The sequence below is a fragment of the Streptomyces sp. NPDC003027 genome (genome assembly GCF_053591435.1).
Genome location: NZ_JBSFTU010000031.1, coordinates 52,819 through 75,593, shown reverse-complemented (window position 1 = coordinate 75,593; position 22,775 = coordinate 52,819). Strand labels below are relative to the sequence as shown.

At 73.2% G+C, this 22,775-nt stretch carries 16 protein-coding genes; 7 read left to right on the top strand and 9 right to left on the bottom strand.

Features of this window, described 5'->3' with window-relative positions:
- From ACWDX6_RS21805 to ptsP, 3 genes are all read left to right on the top strand, one after another.
- Positions 1 to 192, top strand: a 192-nt coding sequence (locus tag ACWDX6_RS21805; RefSeq protein ID WP_451486547.1) for a hypothetical protein, incomplete at its 5' end; no start/stop codon positions are given.
- A gap of 284 nt (positions 193 to 476) precedes the next feature.
- Complete coding sequence (locus tag ACWDX6_RS21800; protein ID WP_451486546.1) at positions 477 to 926, top strand: PTS sugar transporter subunit IIA; 450 nt, start codon at positions 477 to 479, stop codon at positions 924 to 926.
- A gap of 84 nt (positions 927 to 1,010) precedes the next feature.
- Entirely contained in the window at positions 1,011 to 2,681 is a 1,671-nt protein-coding gene (gene ptsP / locus ACWDX6_RS21795) for a phosphoenolpyruvate--protein phosphotransferase (protein ID WP_451486545.1), read from the top strand.
- 66 nt (positions 2,682 to 2,747) lie between these two features.
- On the opposite strand, the gene ACWDX6_RS21790 is transcribed toward ptsP, so the two are convergent.
- Both ACWDX6_RS21790 and ACWDX6_RS21785 read right to left on the bottom strand, forming a co-directional pair.
- A complete protein-coding gene (locus ACWDX6_RS21790) occupies positions 2,748 to 3,644 on the bottom strand; it encodes a hypothetical protein (protein WP_451486544.1) in 897 nt (298 codons plus the stop codon).
- A gap of 22 nt (positions 3,645 to 3,666) precedes the next feature.
- Positions 3,667 to 4,929, bottom strand: coding sequence for an MFS transporter (locus ACWDX6_RS21785; protein WP_451486543.1), 1,263 nt, complete (start codon positions 4,927 to 4,929; stop codon positions 3,667 to 3,669).
- Between the two features lie 46 nt (positions 4,930 to 4,975).
- On the opposite strand from ACWDX6_RS21785, the gene ACWDX6_RS21780 reads away from it, so the two are divergent.
- Positions 4,976 to 6,295, top strand: coding sequence for an aminotransferase class I/II-fold pyridoxal phosphate-dependent enzyme (locus ACWDX6_RS21780; RefSeq protein WP_451486542.1), 1,320 nt, complete (start codon positions 4,976 to 4,978; stop codon positions 6,293 to 6,295).
- A gap of 72 nt (positions 6,296 to 6,367) precedes the next feature.
- Here ACWDX6_RS21780 and ACWDX6_RS21775 read toward each other — a convergent pair whose 3' ends face one another.
- Positions 6,368 to 8,338 carry an acetoacetate--CoA ligase gene (locus ACWDX6_RS21775; RefSeq protein WP_451486541.1) on the bottom strand — a complete coding sequence of 657 codons (1,971 nt, stop codon included), beginning with the start codon at positions 8,336 to 8,338 and terminating at the stop codon, positions 6,368 to 6,370.
- 214 nt (positions 8,339 to 8,552) lie between these two features.
- Here ACWDX6_RS21775 and ACWDX6_RS21770 point away from each other — a divergent pair, with 214 nt between their 5' ends.
- Complete coding sequence (locus ACWDX6_RS21770) at positions 8,553 to 10,907, top strand: glycoside hydrolase family 31 protein (protein ID WP_451486540.1); 2,355 nt, start codon at positions 8,553 to 8,555, stop codon at positions 10,905 to 10,907.
- A gap of 101 nt (positions 10,908 to 11,008) precedes the next feature.
- On the opposite strand, the gene ACWDX6_RS21765 is transcribed toward ACWDX6_RS21770, so the two are convergent.
- The gene (locus ACWDX6_RS21765; protein ID WP_451486539.1) at positions 11,009 to 11,509 is read right to left on the bottom strand and encodes an NUDIX domain-containing protein; all 501 of its coding nucleotides are present in this window, start codon (positions 11,507 to 11,509) and stop codon (positions 11,009 to 11,011) included.
- Positions 11,510 to 11,568: 59 nt separating this feature from the next.
- On the opposite strand from ACWDX6_RS21765, the gene ACWDX6_RS21760 reads away from it, so the two are divergent.
- Positions 11,569 to 12,408: a M15 family metallopeptidase gene (locus ACWDX6_RS21760; protein ID WP_451486538.1), complete on the top strand. Its 840-nt coding sequence runs from the start codon at positions 11,569 to 11,571 to the stop codon at positions 12,406 to 12,408.
- A gap of 161 nt (positions 12,409 to 12,569) precedes the next feature.
- On the opposite strand, the gene ACWDX6_RS21755 is transcribed toward ACWDX6_RS21760, so the two are convergent.
- Genes ACWDX6_RS21755 through ACWDX6_RS21740 form a run of 4 tightly spaced genes read right to left on the bottom strand, consistent with a single transcriptional unit; the run spans position 12,570 to position 16,933 of the window.
- The gene (locus ACWDX6_RS21755) at positions 12,570 to 13,178 is read right to left on the bottom strand and encodes a GTP-binding protein (RefSeq protein WP_403290503.1); all 609 of its coding nucleotides are present in this window, start codon (positions 13,176 to 13,178) and stop codon (positions 12,570 to 12,572) included.
- Entirely contained in the window at positions 13,159 to 13,602 is a 444-nt protein-coding gene (locus ACWDX6_RS21750) for a DUF742 domain-containing protein (protein WP_451486537.1), read from the bottom strand. Before ACWDX6_RS21750 ends, ACWDX6_RS21755 begins: the two co-directional genes overlap by 20 nt.
- 14 nt (positions 13,603 to 13,616) lie before the next feature.
- A complete protein-coding gene (locus ACWDX6_RS21745; RefSeq protein WP_451486536.1) occupies positions 13,617 to 14,051 on the bottom strand; it encodes a roadblock/LC7 domain-containing protein in 435 nt (144 codons plus the stop codon).
- On the bottom strand, positions 14,048 to 16,933 hold the full coding sequence (locus ACWDX6_RS21740; protein WP_451486535.1) for a nitrate- and nitrite sensing domain-containing protein: 2,886 nt from the start codon (positions 16,931 to 16,933) through the stop codon (positions 14,048 to 14,050). Before ACWDX6_RS21740 ends, ACWDX6_RS21745 begins: the two co-directional genes overlap by 4 nt.
- 409 nt (positions 16,934 to 17,342) lie before the next feature.
- Here ACWDX6_RS21740 and ACWDX6_RS21735 point away from each other — a divergent pair, with 409 nt between their 5' ends.
- Complete coding sequence (locus tag ACWDX6_RS21735; RefSeq protein WP_451486534.1) at positions 17,343 to 17,765, top strand: hypothetical protein; 423 nt, start codon at positions 17,343 to 17,345, stop codon at positions 17,763 to 17,765.
- Positions 17,766 to 17,928: 163 nt separating this feature from the next.
- Here the strand turns inward: ACWDX6_RS21735 and ACWDX6_RS21730 are convergent, their stop codons facing one another.
- Positions 17,929 to 22,770 carry a hypothetical protein gene (locus ACWDX6_RS21730; RefSeq protein ID WP_451486533.1) on the bottom strand — a complete coding sequence of 1,614 codons (4,842 nt, stop codon included), beginning with the start codon at positions 22,768 to 22,770 and terminating at the stop codon, positions 17,929 to 17,931.
- Positions 22,771 to 22,775: the final 5 nt, after the last annotated feature.

Below are 22,775 nucleotides of genomic sequence, written 5' to 3'. Positions count from 1 at the left end.
GGACGCTTCCTTCGTACTCACCCTCTCGGGCTTTCCTCCGGGCTTTTCCCTTCGGTCTTTCGTGTTTCCAGCTTAGCAGATCCGTTTTCCGTTTCTGCCACCCGCTGGAGCGGGCTGCCGTTCTGGGAATTCGCTTTCGCGCTTTCCCTTGCGGCGGGGTCAAACACTACCAGGCTTTTCCGCTGCCCCTGACCACTCTCTCCGCAGCGCATGCAGAGGTGTAGACCACTGGGGTTAGGATCGGGCTCGATAGGTGCTGCCGACCCACGACTCAACGTCGCGTTGGGGTCAAGCAGAGGTACGACAGTACATCCCACCGTCAGTAGAGGCAAATCGTTTCCGGGTAGTCGCTAGGTCCGCCAACTGGTACGTCTCATGCGGAACTAGGACTTCTCATGACATACGCTTCTGAACAGTACGCCGTCCAGGACAGGCAGTGACGGCGCCACACCATCTCCGCCCCTGGGAGGCTTCCCATGACAACCGTGACGTCGCCACTTGCTGGACGCGCCATCGGTCTCGCTGCAGTACCCGACCCCGTCTTCTCCGGCGCCATGGTCGGTCCCGGTACCGCGATCGACCCCGCGCGTGAGGCGTCGGAGGCGGTGTCGCCGGTCGACGGCGTCATCGTCTCCCTGCACCCGCACGCCTTCGTCGTCGTCGACGGCGAAGGCCACGGTGTGCTGACCCACCTGGGCATCGACACCGTCCAGCTCAACGGGCAGGGCTTCGAGCTGCTCGTGAACAAGGGTGACACCGTGACGCGCGGACAGGCCGTCGTGCGCTGGAACCCGGCCGAGGTCGAGGCTGCCGGGAAGTCCCCCATCTGCCCCGTCGTGGCCCTGGAGGCCACGGTCGACTCCCTCTCCGATGTCGTCGAGGACGGCGAAGTGAAGGCCGGCGACCAGCTCTTCGGCTGGAAGTGACGTCGGGGCCGTCCTCATGGCGGCCACGAGTTCGACATTCATCGCGGCGGCCGGGTGCCGCCGCTCTATTCGGAGACGGGTGAGATGGAGACAACGCTGCGAGGCGTCGGCGTCAGCCACGGAGTGGCGATCGGCGAGGTCCGGCACATGGGAACGGCCGTTCTCGAGCCGCCGGCCAAGCAGATTCCCGCCGAGGAGGCGGAGCGCGAACAGGGGCGCGCCCGTCAGGCCGTGGAAGCCGTGGCTGCCGACCTGATTGCGCGCGGCAATCTGGCCGGGGGCGAGGCACAGCACGTGCTCGAGGCCCAGGCGATGATCGCGCAGGACCCGGAGCTCATCGCCGATGTCGACCGCCGGATCGCGGTCGGCAGCACGGCTGAGCGCGGTATCTACGACGCGTTCTCGCACTACCGCGAGCTGCTCGCGGGTGCCGGCGAGTACATGGCCGGGCGCGTGGCCGACCTCGACGACGTACGGAACCGGATCGTCGCCCGGCTTCTGGGTGTGCCGATGCCGGGTGTGCCGGACAGTGACGAGCCGTACGTGCTGATCGCGCGGGACCTCGCTCCCGCCGACACGGCGCTGCTCGACCCCGCGCTGGTGCTCGGCTTCGTGACCGAGGAGGGCGGGCCGACCAGCCACAGCGCCATCCTGGCGCGGGCGCTGGGTGTGCCGGCCGTGGTGGCGCTCCCGGGTGCGGGCGAGATCGGTGAGGGCACGGTCATCGCGGTGGACGGTTCCACCGGCGAGATCTTCGTGAACCCCAGCGAGGACCGGAAGGCGACGCTGACCGCGGCCGCCGCCGAGCGCAGGGCCGCGCTCGCCGCCTCCAGTGGTCCCGGCGCGACGTCGGACGGCCACAAGGTGCCGCTGCTGGCCAACGTCGGCGGTCCGGCGGATGTGCCGGCCGCGGTGGAGGCCGGGGCCGAGGGCGTCGGTCTGTTCCGTACGGAGTTCCTCTTCCTGGACGACAGTGAGAAGGCGCCGTCGGAGGAGAAGCAGATCGAGGCCTACCGCAAGGTGCTGGAGGCGTTCCCCGAGGGCCGGGTCGTGGTGCGGGTGCTGGACGCCGGTGCCGACAAGCCTCTCGACTTCCTGACGCCGGCGGACGAGCCGAACCCGGCTCTGGGTGTGCGGGGTCTGCGGACGCTGCTCGACCACCCGGAGGTGCTGCGTACGCAGCTGACGGCGCTGGCGAAGGCCGCCGAGGGGCTGCCGGTGTACCTCGAGGTCATGGCGCCGATGGTGGCGGACCGTACGGACGCGAAGGCCTTCGCCGACGCGTGTCGTGAGGCGGGGCTGCGGGCGAAGTTCGGCGCGATGGTGGAGATCCCCTCCGCCGCGCTGCGGGCGCGTTCGATCCTGCAGGAGGTGGAGTTCCTGTCGCTGGGCACCAACGACCTGGCGCAGTACACCTTCGCCGCCGACCGTCAGGTCGGTGCGGTCTCGCGGCTGCAGGACCCGTGGCAGCCGGCGCTGCTCGACCTGGTGGCGATGTCCGCCGAGGCGGCCAAGGCCGAGGGCAAGAGCTGTGGTGTGTGTGGTGAGGCCGCTTCGGATCCGCTGTTGGCGTGTGTGCTGACGGGTCTGGGTGTCACCTCCCTGTCGATGGGTGCCGCGTCCATTCCCTACGTGCGGGCGACGCTCGCGAAGTACACGCTGGCCCAGTGCGAGCGTGCGGCCGCGGCCGCGCGTGCGGCGGACACGGCCGACGAGGCGCGGCGGGCCGCGCAGGCGGTGCTGTCCGGGGAGTGATCCCGGCAGGCGTTCATTGACCGAAGGGGCTCCCCGTCACATCAGTGGCGGGGAGCCCCTTCGGCGTCAGTGGTGGAACGGCCGGTCGTCGTCCTCGGGGGCGAGGGGGAAGCCGGCGCGGTGGTCGACGCCGGGCTCGGGGGCGATGGGCTCTCCGGTGCGGGCGTCGGTGCAGTAGGCGTTGAAGACCTCCGCCTCCGTGAGCGGGAGGAGGGTGCCGTGGGCGAGGCGCCAGCCGTGGAGCCGGTCGCGGGCGCCGGGGATCGTCGTGCGCAGGACCACTCCGCCCGGGCTGTCGAGGGCGATGCCGGTGGCGAGGACGGTGACGAACTCCGCGCCCTCGGCGGTGTCGAGATGCGTGGGCCCTTGCTCGTCGCGGGTGGTGTGGAGCAGGGCGAGGAGTTGTTCGTCCGCGGCGGGGACGCTGCAGACGAGGTGGTGGGTGCCGGGGCCGGCCGCTTCGAGGAGTCGCGTCAGCAGGCGTGCGGCCCGGTCGAAGGCGGCTTGGCCGATGTCCTGGCCGCATTCGGCGCAGGGGCCGGTGTCGGCGAGGAGCATCGTGGCGTACTCCCAGGTCGCGCGGCGGACGGCGGTGTCGATGAGGGTGGGCACGAGCGTGGTCATGGGTTGGCCGGTGTAGGGGACGCGGGCGCCGGTGGCGGCCAGTTCGGCGGTGTAGCGGCTGCGGCTGGCGGGGTGGTCGGGGTCGAGCCCGGTCTCGTCGCAGTAGGCGGCGTACTCGTCGGGGTCGAAGAGGGCGACGGTGGTGTGGCCGCCCTGGGCTGCCAGGGTTTTCAGGAGGCCCTCGACCTGCTGGAGGTAGGCGGGGTGGTCGTCGAAACGGAAGGTGGCGTAACGGCGCATGGCGGCGAAGTCGTCCTCGTCGGCGAGGAGGCCGACGGTGCTGGGTACTTCGCGGCGCAGTGCGCGGCGCATGGATGTGGTGGTGCCGGGTCGTGCCATGTCTCCCCCTGGGCGCTGTCGATCAATGCTCACTCACCGTAGTGGCGGGCACTGACAGTGACGGCTCGTCGAGGCGTCGGCGGACGAGGCGGCTCTGTGCGGCGCAGGTGGCGACGAGGGCGGCGCCGAGGATCGGCCAGGCCAGAGGGCCGACGGAGATCACGCCGGTCAGGAGGAGCGGGCCGCCGAAGCGCTGGGTGGCCGGGGCGAGTCCGTGGACTCCGAGGTAGGCGCCTTGGGCGTCGTCGGGAGCGAGGGCGACCGAGAGTTCCCAGGAGGCGGTGGCGTGGACGATCTCGGCGAAGGTGAGCGCGACGGCGGCGGCGACCAGTGCCGTGATGGCGAGGGTGCGGCCGGCGAAGGCGGAGGCGGCCAGGGCCAGGGTGCCGACGGCGAGGAGGCAGCCGAGCGGGAGGAGGAGGCGGCGGGCGGCCTCGGTGGTGGCGCCGAAGCGGGCGAGGGGTACTTGGAAGAGGACGACGAGGACGCTGTTGAGGACCAGGAGCAGCGGCGCGAGTCCGACCGGGGCGTCGGTGGCGTGGACGATCCAGAGCGGCAGGGCGACCTGGAGGATCGTGTCGTCGAGGAACATGACCGCCTCGGTGGCGGTGAAGAGCAGGAAGGTGCGGTCGCGCCACGGGCCCGCGGGCTTGGCGCTCGGGGTGCGGGTGGCGGAGGTGGCCGCGACGCGGGAGGGGGCCGGAGGCTCCGTGCAGCGCAGGGTGAGGGCGGCCATCACCACGTACGAGACGACGTTTCCGACGAGCAGGAGCTGGAAGGCAGTGCTGGTGGCGACGGAGAGAGCAGCGGCGGCGCCGAGGCCGCCGACGGCCCAGCCGAGGTTTCCGGCGGTGCGGCTGATCGCCTGGTAGCGGACGCGTTCGGGGCCGGCGACGCGGGTGGCGTAGAGCTTGGTGAGGACGTTCGTGGCGCGGTCGGGGAGGGCGCCGGCGGCCGAGTAGAGGACGAGCAGGGCGTAGTTGTCGGTGGTGAGGAGGGCGAGGAGGGCGGCGGCGCGCAGGAGTTGGCAGCCGATGAGGACGCGGGTGACGGGGAAGCGGTCTGCGAGGCGTCCGGCGAGGGGTGCGCCGGCGATGCCGACTCCCCCGGAGACGGCGACGAGGAGGCCGACCTGGCCGAGGCCGAGGCCGGAGACGTAGGTGAAGTACAGGGCGATGGAGGTGGCCCAGAGGCCGGTGCCGCATTTGTCGATGAAGCCGATGAGCAGCATGCGGCGGCCGTCGACACCTCCCGGGATGCGGTTCTTCAGCGATGCGCGGCTCACGCGGTCCCCCTTGACTCTGCTTTTGTATTGATACATAGTTCAGTACGTGGCAGCACAATATGCGATTGTCGGGACGACGGCCAAGGGAATTGCCGCGTCCGTGGAACGGGGCGTGTCCGAGGGCGGGTTGGGGCCGGGGCACGCGCTGCCTCCGGTGCGCCGGCTCGCGGAGGAGCTGGGGGTCAGTCCGGGAACGGTCGCGACGGCGTACAGGGAGCTGCGGCAGCGGGGGGTCGTGGTCACGCGGGGGCGCGGCGGGACCGTGGTGGCGGAGGCGCCGTCCGTCGCCTCGCGGCGGCCGCCGCGCGTGCCGGAGGGGCTCGTTGACCTCGCGGGCGGCCACCCGGATCCCGCGTTCCTGCCCGAACTGCGGCCTCCGGCGCGGGTGGCACCGGTGTACGGGTCCCATCGCGCGTCCCCGCGACTCGGCAGGCTGGAGGAGCTGACGCGTGCCTGGTTCGCGCGGGACGGCGTCCCGGCGGAGCATGTGACGTTCGCCCATGGCGCGCTGGACTGCGTCGCGCGGCTGCTGTCGACGGAGCTGCGGCCGGGCGACGCGGTGGCGGTCGAGGACCCCGGCTTCCATCATCTGCTGGACCTGGTACCGGCGTTGGGGCTGCGGATGGTGCCGGTCGCGGTCGACGCGGAGGGGCTGGTGCCGGACGCCCTGCGGACGGCACTGCGGTCAGGTGCACGGGCGGTGGTGTGCACGCCGCGCGGACAGAACCCGACGGGCGCCTACTTCACGCGGGGGCGGCGGGACGAGCTGGTCGCGGTGCTCGCGGAGTTCCCGGAGGTCCTCGTCGTGGAGGACGACCACAACGCGGACATCTCGGGGGTGTCCGCGCACACGCTGGCGGCGGCCGGTCCGAAGCGGTGGGCGCAGCTGCGGACGGCGTCCAAGCATCTGGGGATCGACCTGCGGTGGGCGGGGGTCGCGTGCGACGCGGTGACCCTGGCGCGGCACGACGGGCGGATGCTGATGACGTCCGGCTGGGTCAGTCACGTCCTGCAGGACACCGCGGCGGGGCTTCTCGCGGACGAGGGGGTACGGCACCTGGTGGCGAGCGGCGAGGCGGCGTACACGACGCGGCGGGCGGCGCTGATCGAGGCGCTGGCGGGGTACGGCATCCCGGCGTTCGGGGCGAGCGGGCTCAATGTGTGGGTGCCGGTGCGGGACGAGTCGGCGGTGGTCAACGGGCTGCGGACGCGCGGATGGTGGGTCGCGGCCGGGGCGCGGTTCCGGATCGACACGGCGACGGGGGTGCGGATCACGACGGCGACGTTGGGGGCGGAGGAGGCGAGGCGGCTGGCCGGGGACTTCGCGGCGGTGCTGGGGGAATCGCAGGCGACGTACGGGGGGTGAGGGGCCCACCCCGACGCGGGGGGCCTCCCCCCGCCTCACCCCCCGCGCCGCCGCCTGCCCAGGGCCGGAGGGCTACGTCCGGCGGGTCGCGGCCAGGTTCTCGTAGAAGGAGAGCAGCGCGAGGTTGTCGACCGAGCCGGGGTTGACCGCCTTGGAGAGGGGGGTGCCTTGGAGGAGGCGCTTGATCGGGACCTCGATGCGCTTGCCCGTGAGGGTGTGCGGGATGCCGGGGACCTCGATGATGTCGTCGGGGACGTGGCGCGGGGAGAGCTCGGTGCGGATCGTCCGCTTGATACGGGAGATCAGCGCCTCGTCCAGGGCCGCGCCCTCCGCGAGGTGGACGAAGAGCGGCATCCAGTAGCCGCCGTCGGGCTCTTCCAGGCCGATGACGAGGGATTCCCGGATCTCCGGGAGGCGTTCGACGGCCTCGTAGATGTCCGCCGAGCCCATGCGGACGCCCTGGCGGTTCAGGGTGGAGTCGGAGCGGCCGTGGATGACGACGGAGCCGCGGTCGGTGATCGTGATCCAGTCGCCGTGACGCCAGACGCCCGGGAACATCTCGAAGTAGCTGTCGCGGTAGCGGCTGCCGTCGGGGTCGTTCCAGAAGCGGATCGGCATGGACGGCATGGGATGGGTGACGACCAGCTCCCCCACCTCGCCGATCAGCGGCTTGCCCGACGGGTCCCAGGACTGCAGGTCCGTGCCCAGGCCGGCCGCCTGGAGTTCGCCGATGTGCACGGGCAGGGTCGGGACGGCGCCCGCGAAACAGGAGCAGACGTCCGTGCCACCGCTGACGGAGGCGATCCACAGGTCCTCGCGGACCTCGTCGTGCAGCCAGCGGAAGCCGTCGGGCGGGAGCGGTGAGCCGGTGGTGGCGACGCACGTGACCGCCGAGAGGTCGAAGTCGCGACCCGGGTGGACGTCCGCCTTCGCACAGGCCATGACGTACGCGGCGGAGGTGCCGTACAGGGTGGCGCGGGTGCGTTCGGCGACCCGCCACTGGGCGGCGGTGTCGGGGTATCCCGGGCTGCCGTCGTAGATGACGACCGTGGTGCCGGTGAGCAGGCCGGAGACGAGGAAGTTCCACATCATCCAGCCGGTGGAGGTGTACCAGAAGAACACATCCTCGGGCCCGAGGTCGCAGTGGAGGCCCAGCTGCTTGAAGTGCTCGATCAGGATGCCGCCCTGGGACTGCACGATCGCCTTCGGCAGGCCCGTCGTGCCGGAGGAGTACAGGACCCACAGGGGGTGGTCGAACGGGACGTGCTCGAAGACCGGGTCGGCGTCGCCCGAGGTGAGGGACGACCACTCCAGGGCACCCTCGGGTGCCTCCGTGCCCAGCAGCGGGATGTGGACGACCGCGCGGAGTGTGGGGAGTTCGGCGCGCAGTTCGGCGACGGTGTCGCGGCGATCGTGCTCCTTGCCGCCGTAGCGGTAGCCGTCCACCGTGAACAGGACCACCGGCTCCACCTGCTGGAAGCGGTCCAGGACGCTGCGCGCCCCGAAGTCCGGCGCGCAGGAGGTCCACACCGCGCCGACGGCGGCGGTCGCCAGCAGAGCGGTGACGGCCTGGGGGATGTTGGGCAGATAGCCGCTGACCCGGTCACCGGGCCGGACACCCAGGGCGCGGAGCTCCGCCGCGAGCGAGCCGACCTGGCGGCGCAGTTCGCCCCAGCTGATCGGCCGCGGTTCATGTGTTTCGTCCACATGGAGCAGGGCCGGGTCATGGGGGCGTTCGGTGGCGGCGCGCAGAGCGTGCTCGGCGTAGTTGAGGGTGGCTCCGGGGAACCACTGGGCGCCCGGCATCGACCGGTCGCCGAGGACACGCTCGTACGGCGTGGCGAACTTGATGTCGAACCACTCGGCGACCGCCTGCCAGAACGACTCCAGCTCCTCGACCGACCAGCGGTGCAGGGCCGGGTAACCACCCTCGGCCGGGGCTCCGTGGTGCTCGGCAGCCCAGGACTGGAAACGGGTGACCGCGGCGGCGGCGATACGTTCCTCGTCCGGCTGCCAGAGCGGCTCGGTGTGCGCTGATGTCATGGGGCGGCTCCCTGGGCGTACGCGGGGTCTGCGTGGGTCGCGCGCACGTGCGGGGTGTGCGCGTGACGCGGCTGACAGGGACGATGCCATGGGAGCGGCTTTCGCACCAGGTTTCGCCGCCCATGGTCCGGTAGCTGAACATGTGCTCCCACCACGGGTGAACGGCAGTTGAACGGAGCTCGCGCGCGGCTTGCCCGATGGCAGGGTGAGCGGCATGGACGGTCGTGAGCTGGTGCGTTCGGTGAAGGTGTTCGGATCGGTGCAGGGGTTGCGGGCGGTGCGCGCGGCGTGGCGGCAGCGGCGGGCGGACGCGCGGGGGCTGCCGCCGAGGGGCAGGGAGCGGGCCCGGGTGCCGGGGCCGGTCGGCGAGGCGGTGCCCGGGCCGGGCGGCGGGACCGTCCACTTCGCCCGCTCGGCGCTGCGGATCAGTGTGTCGGCCGGGGGCACGGTGTTCTGGGGGTGGGACGGCGCCGAGCCGCTTCCCTCGTACGCGCTGGCGGGCGAGCCGCCCGAGCCGGACGCGCGGGCGGCGCTGGAGCCGGACACGGACGGCGGCTGGCGGGTGGTGTCGGAGCGGGTGACGGTCGCGGTGTCGCGGCACGGCGCGGTGGAGGTCCGTACCCCGGGCGGGGTGGTGCTGCGCCGGGACCTGCCGCCCCGGTGGTGGGAGCCGGTCGGGGGCGGTCCGGCGCGCTGGGTGCAGCGCAGTGAGGTGCCGGCGGACGCGCGGTTCTTCGGTCTCGGCGGACGCTCGGGCGGGCCGCGCCTGCGGAACGGTTCGTACCGGTTGTGGAACACCGATCCGCACGGGAGCTTCTCCGCCGGTGACGATCCGCTGTACATCACCATGCCGGTGCAGTTCGTCGTCTCGGACGCCGGTACGCATCTGGCGTTCCACGACAACTCCTGGGACGGCCGGGTCACCCTCACCGAAGGTGAGGAGGGGGCGGGTTCCGGGCACGACCGGCCGGGGACCAGCGAGGTCCGCATGGACGGGGGGCCGTTGCGCTGCTGGGTGGTGGTGGGGACCCCCGCGCGCGTGCTCCACGGCTGGGCGGCCCTGACGGGGGCTCCGGCGCTGCCGCCCTCGTGGGCGCTGGGGCCGCAGCACGCGCGCTGGGGGTTCGGCAGCGAGCGGGAGGTGCGGCGGGTGGTGGACGGCTACCGCAAGCGGGATCTGCCGCTGTCCGTCCTGCATCTGGACATCGATCACTACGACCGGCACCAGGTGTTCACGGTGGACCGGGAGCGCTTTCCCGATCTGCCGGGACTGGCGGCCGACCTGCGGGAGCAGGGGGTGCGGCTGGTGTCGATCGTGGACCCGGCCGTGAAGGCGGAGCCGGGGAACGCGGTGTACGACAGCGGGAGCGCCGTCGGGGCGTTCGTACGGGACGGGCGGGGCGAGGAGGTGCGCGGGCTGGTCTGGCCGGGCGATTGCGCCTATCCGGACTTCACCGATCCGGCGGTGCGGGAGTGGTGGGGCGGTCTGTACGAGGAGCGGCTCGCGCAGGGGTTCTCCGGCGTCTGGCACGACATGAACGAGCCGGTCTCCTTCGCCCCCTTCGGCGACCAGACGCTGCCGCGTTCGGCCCGGCACACGCTGGAGGGCCGCGGCGGCGACCATCGCGAGGCGCACAACGTGTACGGCCTGGCCATGGCCCGCGCCGGGTACGAGGGGCTGTGCCGGCTGCGGCCCGCGGAGCGGCCCTTCCTGTTCTCCCGCTCGGGATGGGCGGGGATGCAGCGCTACGGCGGGACCTGGTCGGGCGATGTGTCGACCGGGTGGCCCGGCCTGCGGGCCTCGCTGTCGCTGGTGCTGGGGCTGGGGCTGTGCGGGGTGCCGTACTCGGGTCCCGATGTGGGCGGCTTCGACGGAGATCCGTCCCCGGAGCTGTTCCTGCGCTGGTTCCAGCTGGGGGCGTGGCTGCCGCTGTTCCGTACGCACGCGGCGATCGACGCCGGGCGGCGCGAGCCGTGGGAGTTCGGTCCGGAGGTCCTGGCGCACGCGCGCGTGGCGCTGGCCGAGCGCGAGCGGTTGCGGCCGTACTTCGTCACCCTGGCGCGGCTCGCCCGGCTGACCGGGGCGCCGTACGTGCGGCCGGTGTGGTGGGGCGCTCCGGAGGACCGGGCGCTGCGCGACTGCGAGGACGCGTTCCTGCTCGGTGACGCGCTGCTCGTGGCACCGGTGCTGTCCGGGGGCACCGACCGGCGTGCGGTGCGGCTGCCGCGCGGTCGCTGGTACGACACCGCGACGGGCCGGCCGTACGAGGGGCCGGGACAGGTGCTTCTGGACGCACCGCTGTCCCGTGTCCCGGTGCTCGCGCGCGCGGGTGCGGTGGTTCCGGTACGGGGCTGGGGCGACGAACTGGAGCTGGAGGTCTGGGCGCCGGCGGTGGGGCGGACCGGCGGGGGGCTTGTCGTGCGGGACACCGGCGACGGCTGGGAGCCGGCCGAGATCGAGCGGTACGCGTCGCGGTGGGAGGACGGCCGGGTGGTGGTGGAGCGGGTGACGGACGACGGGGTGCGGGAGGTGGAGCTGCCGGTCCGGGTGCGGGGTGCCGACGGGTAGGGAAGGCGCACGGGCTCGCGGGGGGGAATCGGCGTTCGGCTCGGCGGGCAGCGCGGTCGGCCTCGGCGCGGCAGGGGCCGGCCCCGATTCCGGGGGCGGCCTCAGCCGTACATCCCCCCGAACCAGCGCCGTACGGCCTCCGTGTGGAGGGGGAAGGCCAGTTCCGCCGGGGCGTGCAGCAGGTGCCAGCCGCTCGTCTCGTCCGTGGGGGCGGAGGGCGGCAGGTCGGCGGCGGGGCGGGGCGGGAGAAGGCCGAAGAGGAGGAGATGTCCGGCCGGTGAGCTGAGCGCGTCGGCGAGGCGCACCTCGTCCGCCGGCACATCGATGCGGGTCTCCTCGCGCAGCTCGCGGACGACGGCGTCACGCCAGTCCTCGGCGTGGTCGATGAAGCCGCCGGGCAGGGCGACGCCACCCCGTCGGGGTTCGATCGTGCGGGTGATGACGACGAGTCCGGTGCCGGCGGCGTCGGTTGCGGGGAGGAGGGCGACGGCGACGGGCAGCGGATTGCGGTAGGCGACGGAGCCGCAGACGGAGCACGTACGGGGCCAGGGGGCGGCCTGGCCGTAGGGGGCGCCGCAGGCGGAGCAGTGGGAGTCGTTCACGGCAGGACCGTATGCGATCGCACTTTCGCGCGCTCCGTGGAACCTGATAGACGGTGCACATGACAGGACTTGCTTCCGCTTTCCGTACCCTCGGCGCGCTGGCCGTGGCCGGTCTGTGCGCCGTCACCGCGGCCGTGCCCTCCGCCGCCGTGCCGTCCGCCGCCGAACCGTCCGCGCGGGCCACGCCGGAGCCGAAGGCTCCGAAGGAGTTCGTGGCGCTGAGCTCGGTGGACCGGACGATCATCCAGGAGATGCGCTACACCACGGAGCACAACTTCGTGGGCGAGCCGATCGACGGCTATCGCCAGCCGCTGTGCATCCTGACCCGTCCCGCCGCCGAGGCGCTCCACCGCGCGCAGGTGAAGCTCCTGACGCGGGGCTACTCACTGAAGGTCTACGACTGCTACCGGCCGCAGCGGGCCGTCGACCACTTCGTGCGCTGGGCGGAGGATCTCGACGACGAGCGGATGAAGAAGGAGTTCTATCCGCTGGTCGAGAAGGACCGGCTGTTCGCGGACGGTTACATCGCGGAGAAGTCCGGGCACAGCCGCGGCTCGACGGTCGATCTGACGATCGTGAAGCTGCCCGCCGAGCCCACGCGGCCGTACGTGCCGGGCGAGCCCCTGGTGGAGTGCTACGCCCCGCGATCCGAGCGCTTCCCCGACAACTCGGTGGACATGGGTACGGGGTTCGACTGCTTCGACACTCTCTCGCACACCGACGACGAGCGGATCCGGGGGGCTCAGCGGGCCAACCGGCAGCTGCTGAGGTCGACGCTGGCGGAGCAGGGGTTCGTGAACCTGCCCGAGGAGTGGTGGCACTTCACGTTCAAGCCGGAGCCGTTCCCGAGCACGTTCTTCGACTTCCCGGTGGCACGGCGGTCGGTGGCCGGGCACTGAGGCGGTCCGGCAGGGGCGGTCGGGGCCACCCCCGTGGGTCCCGGCCGCCCGTGCCGCCTGGAAGGACGCGGAAAGGGGCCGTACGGTTCTCAGCCGACGGGCACGGGACGGCTCGGGTGAACGGGCACGGGCGGATCAGGTCGCCGCGGGAGCGGGGCGGATCAGGTCGTGGCGGGTGCCGGCGTGCGGTCCGCCGCCAGGACCAAGGCGTTCTCCACGACCGCCACCAGGACGTTCTTCACGGATTCCCGGTCGCGCGCGTCGCACATCAGGAGCTCCACCTCGGGGTCGAGGTCCAGCGCCCCGCGTACGCTCTCCGCCGGGAACCGCTGGGCGCCCTCGAAGCAGTTGACCGCCACCGTGAAGGGGATCCCGCGCCGCTCGAAGTAGTCGATCGCCGCGAAGCTGTCCTCCAGGCGCCGGGTGTCCGCGAGGACGATCGCCCCGAGCGCGCCCTGCGCCAGCTCGTCCCAGAGGAACCAGAAGCGGTCCTGGCCGGGTGTGCCGAAGAGGTAGAGGACCAGGTCCTCCCGCAGGGTGATGCGCCCGAAGTCCATGGCGACCGTGGTGGTCGACTTCGTCTCCACGCCGTGCACGTCGTCGACCGGCCGCCCCGCCTCGCTGAGGAACTCCTCGGTGCGCAGCGGCCGGATCTCGCTGACGGCGCCGACGAGGGTCGTCTTGCCGACCCCGAAGCCGCCCGCGACCAGGATCTTCAGGGTCACCGGTTCGACGAGCGGCTTCTTGCGGCTAGAGCGCCCGAAGGCCATTGATCACCTCGCGGAGAATGCTCACGTCCGGCAGCTCGGCCGGCGGAACGGGGCGGGTCACATGGACGAGTTCGTCCTCGACGAGATCGCCGACGAGGACGCGTACGACACCGACCGGGAGGTCGAGCCCGGCGGCCAGTTCGGCGATCGACTGGGGGGTGTCGGAGCAGAGTTCGACGATCTCCACATGCTCCGGTGAGAGCGTCTGGTCGCGGCCGGGGTCGTCGGCCGCGGGTTCCGGCACCACCAGGGCGATCAGGTCGAGGCGGTGGCGGGTGGCGGCGCTGGTTCGGCCGCGGGTCATCGCGTACGGACGGACCACCGGCCCGGCTTCGTCGTCGAACCAGTGGTGGGGCCGTTCCGGCCCCTGCTCCTGGCCCTGGTCCTGGGCCCAGTACTGGTCCTGCTGGTCTCTGTCACTCATACCGTCCCCCCAACTCATCCTCCGGCGGACGAACCCGACCGAGGCGCCGTCGCAAGGTGGGCTCCGACCCGCTTGACCATCAGCGTCATCTCGTACGCGACCTGGCCGACGTCGGATTCGGCGTCCGCGAGGACGGCGAGGCAGCTGCCGTCGCCGGCCGCCGTGACGAAGAGGAAGGCGTCCTCCAGTTCCACGACGGTCTGGCGGACCCTGCCCGCCTCGAAGTGGCGGCCGACGCCCTTGGCCAGGCTGTGGAAGCCGGAGGCGACGGCGGCCAGGTGCTCGCCGTCCTCACGGGTCAGATCGGCGGAGGCGCCGGTGGGGAGCCCGTCGCTGGAGAGCACCAGGGCCTTGCGGATGGATCCGACCCGCTGGACCAGCTCGTCGAGAAGCCAGTTGAGCTCACCGTTTCCGGAGGTGCTGGGTGCTGCGGCGTTCGGTGCGGTCATCGACCGTCCCCCTCGGGTGTCGTTCCTGGTGCTGTCGTCGTCTCGTCGTTCTGCCGTCGTCCGCGCTGCCACCCGCGCTGCATCGACGCCATGCGGCTGCGCACTTCCTCGGCGTCGCGCTCGAAGTCCGCGTCGGGCCGGCCTGCGGATGCCCGCACCACCCGCTCGTCCGTGCGTTCATCCGTCTCGCGCAGCTGGGGCGCCAGACTCGCCTGGCGGACCCGGCGCGGCAGCCCGCCGAACGGCGCGGGGCCGTCGGCCTGTACGGAGTCGTCGGGTCGTACGGAGTCGTCGGGTCGTTCGGAGCCGTCGGGCGGTACGGGGACCAGCAGCGGCGGAGTGCCCCGTTCCGGCACGGGCGGAGTCCGGGGGGCCATGGCGCCTCCGGCCTCCCGGGCGGAGGCGGGGTGGGCGCGCCCCGGCTCGTCGACGCGGCGGCCGTGGTCGACGACGAGCGTCGGGGGCTGGCGCCGGGGCAGCGGTACGGGACCGGCGCCCCGTGCCTCGTCCCGCGTCCGGTCCTCGCGCTTGCGGTCCTCGCGCGTCCGGCCGTCACGTGTCCGAGCGGGTCCGCGACCGGGTGCCTGGCCGGAAGCCCGGCCGAGGCCGGGGACCTGTCCCTGGTGGGCCGCCGGATCCGCGGCCTGCTGGTGCTGATCACCGTCGGGCGCGGGTGCGAGACCGCCGCGGCGCCGGGGGGCGCGAGCGCGGAAGAGGCCGCCGCGCTCGCTCTCGGTGTCCAGCAGGTCGGCGGACCGGTCGAGCAGGTCGTCGAAGCCGACGGCGCCGAGCGGCGCTTCGAGCTCGACGGGGCCGTTGAGAGGGCCGTCGTGCGCGCCGTCCAGGGAACCGCCGTGCGGCACCGTGGTGAGCGCGGCGCGCCGGGCCGGCAGCTCGGCGGGGTCGCCCGGGCCCTTCCCGTGCTCGGGACCGCCCTTCCGGTCGAGGCTCTTGCGGTCCAGTCGGAAGCCCGCGCCCTGCGTCTCGGGCGCGTCGGTGAGCAGCGCGGCCGGGATGAAGACGACCGCGGTGGTCCCTCCGTACGGCGAGGGCTGGAGCGAGACCCGGACGTTCTGGCGCTGGGCGAGCCGGCTGACGACGAAGAGGCCGAGGCGGTCGGTGTCCGAGAGCTCGAACTCGGGGGTCTCGGCGAGGCGGAGGTTCGCGTCGAGCAGGGCGTCGGGGGTCATGCCGAGGCCGCGGTCGTGGATCTCGAGGGTGAAGCCGTTGGCGACGCGCTCGCCGAGGACCTGCACGGCGGTGTGCGGCGGCGAGAAGACGGTGGCGTTCTCGAGGAGTTCGGCGATGAGGTGCGTGAGGTCGGCGACGGCCGGGCCTCCCACGCCGAGGCGGGGCAGGCGCCGTACCTCGATCCGCTCGTAGTCCTCGACCTCGGCGACGGCCGCCCGTACGACGTCCATGAGCTGGACGGGCTTGCGCCACTGGCGGGAGGGGGCGGCGCCGGAGAGGATCACCAGGCCCTCCGCGTGGCGGCGCATACGCGTGGTCATGTGGTCGAGACGGAACAGGTCGGCGAGTTCCTCGGTGTCCTCGGTGCGCCGTTCCATGGTGTCAAGAAGGGTGAGCTGGCGGTGGAGCAACACCTGGTTGCGGCGGGCCAGGTTGACGAAGACCTCGGAGACACCGCGGCGCATGTCGGCCTGTTTGACGGCCGCTTCGACGGCGGCCCGCTGGAGGGTGTTGAGGGCCTGGCCGACCTGGCCGACCTCGTCCTCCTCGTACCGCAGGTGCGGCACCTCGGTCTCGACGTCGACGTGTTCACCGGCGGCGAGCCGGCGCATCACGCTGGGCAGGCGGACGCCGGAGACCTCCTGGGCCTCCTTGCGGAGCCGGCGCAGGTCGCGGACGAGGTCACGGCCGACCCGGACGGAGACGACGACGGAGACGAGCAGCGCGAGGAAGCCGAGGACGCCGGCGACTCCCGCCTTGAGCAGCACGCTGTGCGCGGCAGGCTGGACACGGTCCTGATAGCGGTCGCCCGCCTCGGTGTTCTCGCGGGCCAGGTCGTCCAGGACCGGACTCGCTCGTTCCGCCCAGTGTTCGGCAGTGATGGTGCGCGGGTTCTCGGTCGCGCCCGCGAGGACCAGATCCTCCTCGGCGCGGCGCAGCGGCTCGGTGTCAGGGCTGCCCCAGTAGCGCTCGAACCGCTCGCGCTCGGCGGTGGGCAGGACTTCGAGGCTGACGTCGTAGAACTGCTTGCGGTTCGCGATGAGGTCGGAGACGGCACGGATCTCCGGGGCCGTGACACGCTCGGCGATGAGCGCCGACATGACCAGAGCGTCCTCGCGGGAGAGGAGTTCGCGGGCGCGGACGATGCCGACGAGGGCGCGTCCCTGCTTGTCCATCTCCACGTTCTCGAGGGCGTGGAGGGTCAGCAGGAAGCCGTAGCAGGGATCGACGAGCCGGTTGTAGAAGTCGAGGGCCTGCATCCGGCCGATGCTGCGGTTCTCCACGGAGCGGCGCAGCGAGTCGAGACCGTCCAGCGCCGCGAGCAGGGAGGTGAGCCGCTGGGAGGTGACGGGGCGCATCTCTTCGCGTACGCCGGCGTCGGCGGCGTTCTCACGGATGCGGGCGATCTGCCGGTCGGTGGCCTCGCGCTGCTCGCGGAGGGTGGTGAGCGCTTCGGAGGCGCGCGGGTCGGCGAGGTAGATCAGCGACTGGCGGCGCTCCTTCTGGATGACACGCACGGTGTCCTCCAGGGGGTAGCCGACCTTCTCGACGATGTAGCCGACGTCGAGGAGTTGGTCGGCCGCGCGGCCGGTGAGTGTCGTGGCGAAACCCCACAGGCCGGTGAGGGAGAGGAGCGGCACGAGCAGCAACGCCACGATCTTCCGGCGGATGGACTTCCCGCGAAAGCGCATGGCCTCCCCCAGCTCGGCCCCCGCCCGGCGCGGAGGTCCTCCTTGTCGACGCGTCAACACACGGCGTCAACCTTCACATTCGACAAACGGCTGCGCGAGCCTACTACTGCATCACAGCCAACTCGAAGGCATGTCCGTGCGATTTTCAGCCTCCCGAGTGAGCGTTGATCATGAGATGTCCTGGTATCGGGGAGTTGGCATTCGGGCGTGTGGTGGAGGACACCTGGCCGGAGGTCACCTCGCCGTGCTGCGCAGATGGCTGGAATTTTTCGTTCCGGTGGCGGGGGAGGTGAAACCTTTTCCCCTTGGCGATCGTCATTCAATAACGGGGGGTTGTGTCCGCGTAAAGCGGCTCAAGACGGGCAGCAGCCACCCTGGGAGACGTTCAGCGGTGGGGAGTGACGGAACCATGGAGCATGAGGCGCGGTCATCGCGTCAGTTGTGGGTGGAGGACGAGAAGGGCCGAAGGCGGCTGCCCGATCCGGTGCGTACCGCCGCCGTACGAGCCGTGCTGCTCACGTCGGTGACGCTGATACAGGCGATGGTGGCCTTCTTTTCCGCGGTCAGCGGTTCGTGGCTCGCGTTTCCGATGCTGCTCACCTCGGTGGCCAGCACGGTCGTCGCGACCTGGAGTGTGCTCGATGTGTGGGTGACGCGTCAGGTGTGGCGGCAGCGGAACGGCGTGGTGTCGGAGCCGAGCAGTACGGCTCGTCAGCTGCGGCGCGAGCGGCGCCAGGCGCAAAAGGCGGCGCGGGCACCGGAGGTTGATCCGGGGCACGGGCCCGCGGACATGCGGCGGACGGAGACGGCGAGGCTGTCGGAAGCGGCCTGAGACGAGGCGGTCCGGCATGACGTGGTCCGAGATGACCACGGTGTGAGCTGAGTCCGAGATGAGCACGGTATGAGGTGGCGCGGTCTCGGATGACGCGTGTGGAACGGCCCGGTCCCCTTGGGGGCCGGGCCGTTCGTACGTCTCGCGGGGTGGAGGGTTCCGGCTAGGCCGGCTGGTCCGCGGGCGTGCGGCGGAACATCCTGGTCGCCGTGATCTCGCCGTGGATCGTCTCGCCCTCCGCGCTCTGCTGGGGCAGACCCGGCCGCAGGTGCTCCTCGACCCTGATGTACTTCAGCCCCGCCCGCAGGTCCGCGTCGTTGCGGAGCCGGATGACGAGCGGGAACTCCGCCAGCGCGGTGGTGTCGAAGAGACCGGTCGTGTAGAGGAGCTGGACGCCCAGCGCGTCCGAGACCGCCCGCTGGAGCTCCAGGAGGTACGTGGCGTTGGCCCGGCCGATCGGGTTGTCGAGGAACAGGGTGCCGGCGTGGCGGTGCTTGTCGCGGCCCCGGTCGTTGGAGCGCAGCGCGGCCATCGTGCAGTACAGGGCGATGGCGGCGGTCAGCAGCTGGCCGCCGGAGAAGACGTCGCCCATCTGCCCGACCGGAACGCGCTCGGCCCGGAGCACGGCGTCGGGCTTGAGGATCTCGACCGCGATGCCGCGCGGTTCGAGCGCCGCCTGCACCCCGCGCAGCAGCAGGGACATGCCGTCCCTGCGCAGGTCGGAGTTCTTCTTGACGGCCGCGCGGGTCGCCTCGTCGATGACCTCGCCGAGCCGCTCGGTGAGCGTGGCCTGGTCCGGCTCCTCGAAGCGGATGCGCAGGAACTCCTGGCCCGACCATTCGCCGAGACCCTCGGGCAGCCGGGAGAGCCGCTGCGCGGAGCGGAGCGTCGCCAGCGCGGACTCCACCAGACCGCGCAGCCGGTCGACGATCGAGTCGCGGTTGCGCTCGAGCTGCTCCAGCTCGTCGGTGAGAACGCGCAGCCGGGGCGCGAACGCCTCGGCCCACTTCGCGGCGTGCTCGGGCAGCGCGGCCGCGGGCAGTTCGCGGATCTGCTGCCGGGCGGGGGTGCGGACCTGTTCGTAGCGGGTGGAGTTGGCGTGCCGGACGAGGATGTCGCTCGCCTCGCGCACGGAGGCGTCGGCGGCCGAGAGTTCGGCGACGCAGCCGCGCAGTGAGCGCCGGGCCTCGGCGGCGGCGTGGCGGGCCTCTTCGAGGGTGCCGGGGTACGGCTCGGTCTCCTGCCGCTCCTCCTCCGCGTGGTCGCGCAGCAGGTCGCGCAGGAGCGCCGCCGTCTCGTCGAAGCCGCCCGCCGCGTCCTCGGCGGCGCGGTGGGCCCGCAGCAGGCCGGCGTGCGCGGTGCGCGCGGCTTCCAACGCGTCGGTACGGGAGGCGAGTTCGGCGGTCGCGGAACGGAGCAGGAGCTGGGCGTGTTCGGCGTCGGCGGGGATCCGGTCCTCGGGGAGGTCCGTGTGCGACTCGCCGTCCTCGGGGGCCAGCCGCTCCGCCTCACCGCGGAGCCGGCCGAGCTTCTCGCTCGCCTCCGAGGCCCGGGTCTCCAGCATCTGGACCAGGGACTCGGCGCGGGCCGCCGCGGCCTGGCGGGAGGGGCCGTCGGCGCCGTCGGTGGACTCGAGGAGCTGCTCGGCGCGGGTACGGACCTTGTTGGTGAGCCGGTCCAACTCGGCGAGTGCGGCGGACTCGTCGCTCTCGGCGCGGGCCTGCTCGGCGCGCAGGTCCGCGCCGACGCCGACCTTCTCGTACAGCTGGGACGCGGCGCGGTACGCCTCGCGGAGCGTGGGCAGCGCGGCGCGCGGGGCGTCGGCGTCCGGCTCCGGGAGCTGGTCGGGGGCGCCGGCGATCTCGGCGCGCTCGGCCCGCAGGGCGCGGGCGGTGCGGTGGGCGTCGTCGGCGGCGCGCTGCGCGGCGCGGCGGTCCTCGTCGGCGGCGCGGGCGCGCTCCAGACAGGTCTGGGCGCGGGCCTCGGACTCGGCGGCGTCGTCGGCCAGTTCGCGGAGCTTGGCCTGCCAGGCGGACCGCTCGCGCAGTCGGTAGGCGAGCCCGGCGAGCGCGTCGGCGACGCGGCGGGCGCGCTGGGCGGCCTCCTGGCGCTCGTCCCGCACACGCGCGGCGTCGGCGGCCGCCTCGTCGGCCTCCGCACGGGCCGTCCGGGCCTCGGCGAGCGTGGCGGCGGCCGCCTCCGCGGTCTCGCGCGCGGTGGCGGCGCCGGCGGCGAGCTCGGCGAGCATGCCCGGCGGGCAGTCGGCCCGCCAGGACCCGATCCGCGCGGCGAGCGAACGGTCGCCGGTGAGGCGGGCCGCGAGCGTACGGATCTCCTCGTCGCGCGCGGCGGCGCGGGCCCGCAGGGCGTGCCGTTCCTCATCGGCGGCGTGCTCGTCGTGCATGGCGGGGTTCGGCGGTACGAGGAAGACTCCCGCGTCGTCGCCGGTTCCGGAGCCGGGGACGGGGGCGAGCAGGGCGGCGGCCGTGCCGACCGCGACGGCGGAGCGGGGCAGCAGCGCGGCCGAGCCCAGCACCTCGCGGGCGCGGGCGTACGAGACGGGGTCGGTGATCACGACGCCGTCGACGAGTTCGGGGCGCGCGGCGAGGACGGCGGCGTGGTCGGCGGGGTCGACGGACTGGGCGAGGTAGCGCCAGCCGGGGAGGGCCGGGATGCCGTGCTCGCCGAGGTACTCGACGGTGGCGAGCACGTCGGGGCCGGGCGGCAGCAGCCCGCCGTCGCCGAGGGCCCCGAGGATGCGGGCGTCGTCGGCCGCGGCGGTCCGCAGGTCGAAGAGGGTGCGCTCGGCGGAGGCGATGGACTGCTCCAGCATCCGCCGCAGGTCATCGGCGTACCGGTCGAACTCGGTGACGGTGAGGGGACCGAGGGGAGCGGCGACCGGGTCGGCGACGAGCCCGAAAGCGGCCCCGGCGGCATGGGCGCCGGGCGCCTGCGCCTCCGGGGCGCCGGGGCCCGGCCGAACCGCGGGGTCGTGGGCGGAGCCGGCGCCCGCGCCGTCGGCGTCAGGGGCCCCGGGTGTGGCGGGCCCGGTGGGGGCGGTCGGTGACGGGGACGGGAGCTGCGGACCCGGGGAGCCGCCGGCGGTCGTCCTGCCGTTCGCGCCGTCGCCCGCGCGCTGGCCCGGCACGGAGGAGCCCGTGCTCGGGAGGCTCAGGAGTTCGGCGAGGCGCTCGTCGGAGGCGAGGGACTCGGCGGCCCGGCGTTCCGCGTCGTAGGCGTGCTCGGCGGCTTCGGCCGCGTCCGTGGCGCGGGCGGCCGCGAGTTCGGCGCGGGCCTCGGCGGCGGCGGCCTCGCGGGCGCGGTCGGCCGCCGCGCGGGCGGCGTCCCGGGCCGCGTCCCAGGCGGCGACCGTGGTCTTCTCGGCGTCGCTGGCGGCCAGGGCGGCGCGGGCCGGGTCGGCGTCGGGGGCCGAGTCGTCCAGCCATCCCGCCCGTACCGCCTCGGCGGTCTCCTGTTCGACCTCGGCGAGGCGCTGGCGCAGGTGTCCGGCCTCGCTGCGGGCCCGCTGGGCGTCGGTCGCGGCGGCGGTGGCGTCCCGGTGGGCGGTCTCGCCGGCCTCCTGGAGCGCCGCGGAGCGTTCCTCCTCCTCCGCCGCGTGGCGCTCGCCCTCCTCGGCGGCGGCGGCGAGGGCCCGTACGAGATCGGCGGCGGCCTTGGCGCGGGCGGCCAGCGCCGGGGCCGCGTCCCGCTCGGCCTCGCGGATCGCCGCCGCCACGCGCGTGGAGCGGTCGCCCGCGGCGCGGTGCCGCAGGACGACCTCGGTGGCCTGCCAGGCGGAGTGGAGCGTGCGGGCCTCGGTGAGCTCCCGCCGCTGGGAAGCGGCGCCCTTCTCGGCGACGGCCAGGGCCAGGGAGGCGTGGCGGTAGGCGAGTTCGGCGGCGATGAGGGAGCTGCGGCCGCGCGCGGCCTCCGCCTCGGAGACGGCGTGGGCGGCCGAGGTGACCTGCTGGGCGAGTTCGGCGGCGCGGCCGCGTTCCTCGGCGGCCCGGACGGAGAGCCTGCGGGCGAGCGTGCGGGTGCGGCGCTCGGCCGCGGCATGGACCTCACGCGCGCGTGTACGGGTCTCGGCGGCCTCGACGATGCGGCCGAGGAGGTCGACGGAGCCCGCGGTGAAGTCGCGTTCGGCGGTGAGTTCGGCGCGCCTGCCGAGTTTGTTGCCGAAGCCGCTGACCAGGTCGGCGAGGCCGTCGGTGTCGCGGGTGTCGGTGACCGCCCGCAGGAGCAGGTCGGTGAAGTCGGAGTCCTTCTTGACCGCGAAGAGGCCGGCGGCCTCGCCCTCGTCGGCGTTCATCTCCCGCTGGTAGCGGAAGAGTTCGGGGTCGAGCCCGAGGTCGCCGAGGTGCTCGTTCCAGCGGTCGTGGATCTCCTCCCAGTACACCTCCAGGTGGGGGTAGACCCTGCCCGCCTCGGTGAGGGCGTCCCGGAAGCCCTTCATGGTGCGGCGGCGGCCGCGTGCGCCGGAGGCGCCCTCGACGGGCGGGCGTACGGAGGTCGACTCGGCGACCGGCAGCGAGTCCAGGCTCATGCCCGGTCCCGGGCGGAACGAATACCACGCCTCGGCGAACTTCCGGGGGTCGTTGGAGACCTGGCGGCCGCGCCATTCGCTGGCCTTGCCGACGACGACGAGTTCGCCGGTGAGGGTGTGCTGCCACTCCAGGGCGACGTGACCGCAGTCGTCGGCGAGCAGGAACTTGCGCAGGACGCCTGAGCTGGCGCCGCCGAGGGTGTTGCGGTGGCCGGGGAGCATGACCGAGAAGATCAGCTTGAGGAGGACTGACTTGCCGCCGCCGTTCTCCAGGAAGAGGACGCCCGCGGGGGCGGGGCGGCGGGGCGGTCCGACCGGCTCCTCCTCGAAGAACTCCGCCTGGGTGGGGGCGGGCTGTGGCACGGGGGCGCCGACTCCGCGCAGGTCCAGGACGGTGTCGGCGTAGCGCGCACCGGCGGGACCGATGGAGTAGAGGCGGACCCGGGACAACTCGTACATGGCGG

Bases quoted from the DNA above. Each gene is read 5' to 3' on its own strand.
- ACWDX6_RS21735 (WP_451486534.1), top strand. From the start codon at position 17,343: ATGGAGCATGAGGCGCGGTCATCGCGTCAGTTGTGGGTGGAGGACGAG.
- ACWDX6_RS21790 (WP_451486544.1), bottom strand. From the start codon at position 3,644: ATGGCACGACCCGGCACCACCACATCCATGCGCCGCGCACTGCGCCGC.
- ACWDX6_RS21760 (WP_451486538.1), top strand. From the start codon at position 11,569: ATGACAGGACTTGCTTCCGCTTTCCGTACCCTCGGCGCGCTGGCCGTG.
- ACWDX6_RS21740 (WP_451486535.1), bottom strand. From the start codon at position 16,933: ATGCGCTTTCGCGGGAAGTCCATCCGCCGGAAGATCGTGGCGTTGCTG.
- ACWDX6_RS21755 (WP_403290503.1), bottom strand. From the start codon at position 13,178: ATGGCCTTCGGGCGCTCTAGCCGCAAGAAGCCGCTCGTCGAACCGGTG.
- ACWDX6_RS21730 (WP_451486533.1), bottom strand. From the start codon at position 22,770: ATGTACGAGTTGTCCCGGGTCCGCCTCTACTCCATCGGTCCCGCCGGT.
- ptsP (WP_451486545.1), top strand. From the start codon at position 1,011: ATGGAGACAACGCTGCGAGGCGTCGGCGTCAGCCACGGAGTGGCGATC.
- ACWDX6_RS21745 (WP_451486536.1), bottom strand. From the start codon at position 14,051: ATGACCGCACCGAACGCCGCAGCACCCAGCACCTCCGGAAACGGTGAG.
- ACWDX6_RS21750 (WP_451486537.1), bottom strand. From the start codon at position 13,602: ATGAGTGACAGAGACCAGCAGGACCAGTACTGGGCCCAGGACCAGGGC.
- ACWDX6_RS21800 (WP_451486546.1), top strand. From the start codon at position 477: ATGACAACCGTGACGTCGCCACTTGCTGGACGCGCCATCGGTCTCGCT.
- ACWDX6_RS21775 (WP_451486541.1), bottom strand. From the start codon at position 8,338: ATGACATCAGCGCACACCGAGCCGCTCTGGCAGCCGGACGAGGAACGT.
- ACWDX6_RS21770 (WP_451486540.1), top strand. From the start codon at position 8,553: ATGGACGGTCGTGAGCTGGTGCGTTCGGTGAAGGTGTTCGGATCGGTG.